This is a genomic window from Hydrocoleum sp. CS-953, assembly GCF_002260545.1.
Classification (GTDB): Bacteria; Cyanobacteriota; Cyanobacteriia; order Cyanobacteriales; family Microcoleaceae; genus Trichodesmium.
The window spans coordinates 1-3,424 of sequence record NZ_LGSU01000513.1 but is presented as its reverse complement, the minus strand read 5'-3'; the positions used below and the strand labels follow the sequence as shown (position 1 = coordinate 3,424).

Below are 3,424 nucleotides of genomic sequence, written 5' to 3'. Positions count from 1 at the left end.
AATTGAATATATTTTGGATTTGCAAATTTAACAGAAACATGATTTTTTTACTTCTATAATAGACCTCTGGTGGAAAAGATGGATTAGGGAGTAGGGAGTAGGGAGTAGGGAGTAGGGGGAAAGATATGTCTAATAAAAATAATTGTGATTATCTAAGCTAGTTAATGTTAAATATCTGTTATTTTTATGTCCTGAAAAATGCTAATAAAGTAAGCATTTCCTGCGGAATGCTGCGCGACATGAATGCGCAGCGAAGCAAGCGAAACAGCTATTAGCTGTCAGCTCATCCTAGGTCATGCTACGCAAACAGCAATAAAAATGAATGAAGCAAGAATTCGTTTAACTTATACTATATTTTAAACCCATAAATTGAAGCACAAGAACGAAGAGTTTGGGTTTTCAACCCATACAATTCATATGGTTGAAAGCTGTTAAGGAAGTTCCTCCGTAGGAGGCTAGCTGATAGCTAAATCCTTACCTAATAAATAACTATAGCAAAGGCAATTATTATATCAAATTCATGCCTAATATACTTAATATACTTAATACTTACAGTAAAATAAGTACAGAAATGTTAATATATTTGCTGCCCACTATGAGGCGAAGTATTTAATTATGTTATGCCATTGATATAAAAATAATTTCTTGAAGAAGGAGTCAGGAAATAGTAATCTTTGTTAGTTGGGAATTCAACCCCTACCAATTGTAGAGAACCCAGGTAAAGGTGGCAATTTAAACCCTATAAAGCTTTCATCTAATAGTCAGGTCTAAATCACCAAAATTACTCCTTAATGATGACTTATAGATGTTCATTCAGCATCTCCCTCAAGAGAAAGCTGTTAAACTTAGTAAGCTCTATTTAGTCAATTTTGACTTTGTTATAGTTTCATAAAAAATAAATAATATCAATCCATATTTCCTAAATCCTAACTCCTAAAAACCCAATACTTTGTCGCAATATTTTTTGAAACTGGCATTACATGATTATCATCCCAAATAATTGCAAATTCTATGAATTACACACCAACTTTGAGTAGAACATCTCTTTTTGAATTAGCACACTCTGGTGATTTTNTTGTTATAGTTTCATAAAAAATAAATAATATCAATCCATATTTCCTAAATCCTAACTCCTAAAAACCCAATACTTTGTCGCAATATTTTTTGAAACTGGCATTACATGATTATCATCCCAAATAATTGCAAATTCTATGAATTACACACCAACTTTGAGTAGAACATCTCTTTTTGAATTAGCACACTCTGGTGATTTTCAGGCTATTAGTCACTGGATTAATAAACAACTAAAACCCCAAGGAATTTCAGCTCGTATAGCTAAAGAAACTACTGGCTCTCTTGGCTCTCTACAAGTTTTAGTAGAATTTCAGCGTGAACCTCCCGTAGATAAATTAATTAAGTTTATCTGTCATCAACTTGCTCAAGTTAACTCTCCTCTACTAGAAAGAGTAAAAATTGTGGGGCGTTTGAGTGGTTCACAGAACATACTGTGGAAACACTCTGTGAGAATTAATTCCTCTACAAAAAGAAACTTAAATAAGCAATCTAATTTGGCAAACAAAACTGATAACCTGAAATTTCAAACATTTCGCTCTTTAATGTTAATAGGTTCAGCTGTAGCAGCTTTTATTTTAGGTTGTTGGGTAAGTTATTATTCAGTTCTATTAAGACATTCAATTTCAGATAAGTGGGTAGAAACTGCTACTGAAAAAGTACAAGTAATTAATCATAAAAAGATAGCCAACCCAAACGATGATACTGTCACCTTAATGTTTGGTGGAGATGTTAATTTATCTCATCCAGTTTCTAATTTAATCAAAGGAAATTATAAGTTACCTTTTGCGAAAATGGATGAATATAGAACAGCAGATTTGGCTATAGTTAATTTAGAAAATCCTCTAACTCGTTCTACTCTTAAAAGTACAACTCAGCCAAAAGAATTAACAGTAGATCCCAACTATGTTAAGGTATTAACTTCCGGAGGAGTCGATCTGGTAAATTTAGCTAACGATCATATTATCGGTTATACAGAAAAAAGCTTAGTAGAAACAATAGAAACTCTAGAAAATGCAGGTATTCATTCTTTAGGGGCTGGCAAAACAAAAGAAGAGGCGAGAAGACCAAAAATTCTTGAGGTTAAAGGCCAAAAGATTGCATACCTCAATTATTATGATACAGATATTCAACCAACTGCTGGCTCGGTAAACATTAATATTCGTAATAATGATCAGATAGCTTCAGATATTCAAAATTTGAGAAAGCAGGTAGACTGGATAATTGTTAATTATCATTGGGGAGTTGAATTATCAGAATATCCTGGAGACTGGCAGATGAATATAGCTAGGATGACAATTGACCAAGGTGCTGATTTGGTAGTGGGACATCATCCGAAAGTATTGCAGGGGGCAGAAATTTATAAGGGGCGACCTATTGTATATTCTTTAGGTAATTTTATTTTTGGAGATACTTCTAACCAAGAGAGTGATTATAAGACTGCTGTCTTGAAAGTCTCCTTGTCTTCAAAACCAGAAAAAATGAAGATTGAGTTTTTGCCAGTAGAGGTTAATCAATATCAACCTCAAATTGTCAAAGGTGAAAAAGGAAAGGAAATTCTCAAACACATTGCAGAAATTTCTAGTGTTTTTCATCAACCAATGAGAACTCCTGTAGCAATAGATCCAATAAATAAAAATTTTAATTTTGTTGGTATTGACTCTCTTCCCAGGGAACCAAACTCTAACACTTTATCAACTCCAACTTTACCTAAGTTACCTGAAAAATCTCTAGAAGGCAATGGAGATTCCACAGACTCTCCTGCACAGAATTCAGAGGAAGAAACAAGTATGAATACTAACAATAGCTTTTCTCTACCACCAATATTAAATCCTCAAGCAAATTCCGAGGAAGCACAAGATTCTTTCATTCAAAAACCATTTATCAAACAACCTTTTATTGAATTGCCTCGTTTACAAATTTAATCAAGATTATACAAATATTAAAAACTATTAGTATTCAAACTATCCTATCTTTTAGTTTAGTTATTTGCAAAAATGGCAAAGCTGATAAACACAGCATATAGTACACACTATCCTCTCTTTTTAGTTGAGTTATTTGCAAAAATGGCAAAGCTGATAAACACAGTATATAGTACACAATATCCTCTTTTTTTTAGTTGAGTTATTTGCAAAAATGGCAAAGCTGATAAACACAGTATATAGTACACAATATCCTCTTTTTTTTAGTTGAGTTATTTGGAAAAATGGCAAAGCTGATAAACACAGCATATAGTACACAGTAAAAAGTTTTCGGAAAAATTTTTTGAGCGAGAAGCGAAAACTCTGGGAAAAATTGGCCATCATCCCCAAATTCCCAGATTATTAGGTTATTTTGAATGGAAGAAACATTT

At 32.8% G+C, this 3,424-nt stretch carries 2 protein-coding genes; one reads left to right on the top strand and one right to left on the bottom strand.

Annotated elements, in window-relative coordinates; genetic code table 11:
• Window positions 1-1,211: 1,211 nt before the first annotated feature.
• On the top strand, window positions 1,212-2,996 hold the full coding sequence (locus AFK68_RS05340; protein ID WP_094671891.1) for a CapA family protein: 1,785 nt from the start codon (window positions 1,212-1,214) through the stop codon (window positions 2,994-2,996).
• A 199-nt stretch (window positions 2,997-3,195) separates the two neighbouring features.
• Here AFK68_RS05340 and AFK68_RS38175 read toward each other — a convergent pair.
• Window positions 3,196-3,424: hypothetical protein (locus tag AFK68_RS38175; protein ID WP_210407244.1), on the bottom strand; the 229-nt coding region annotated here is incomplete at its 5' end.

What these genes read in the sequence shown, in the direction of transcription:
- AFK68_RS05340 (WP_094671891.1), top strand. Translation starts at nt 1,212, where the DNA reads ATGAATTACACACCAACTTTGAGTAGAACATCTCTTTTTGAATTAGCA.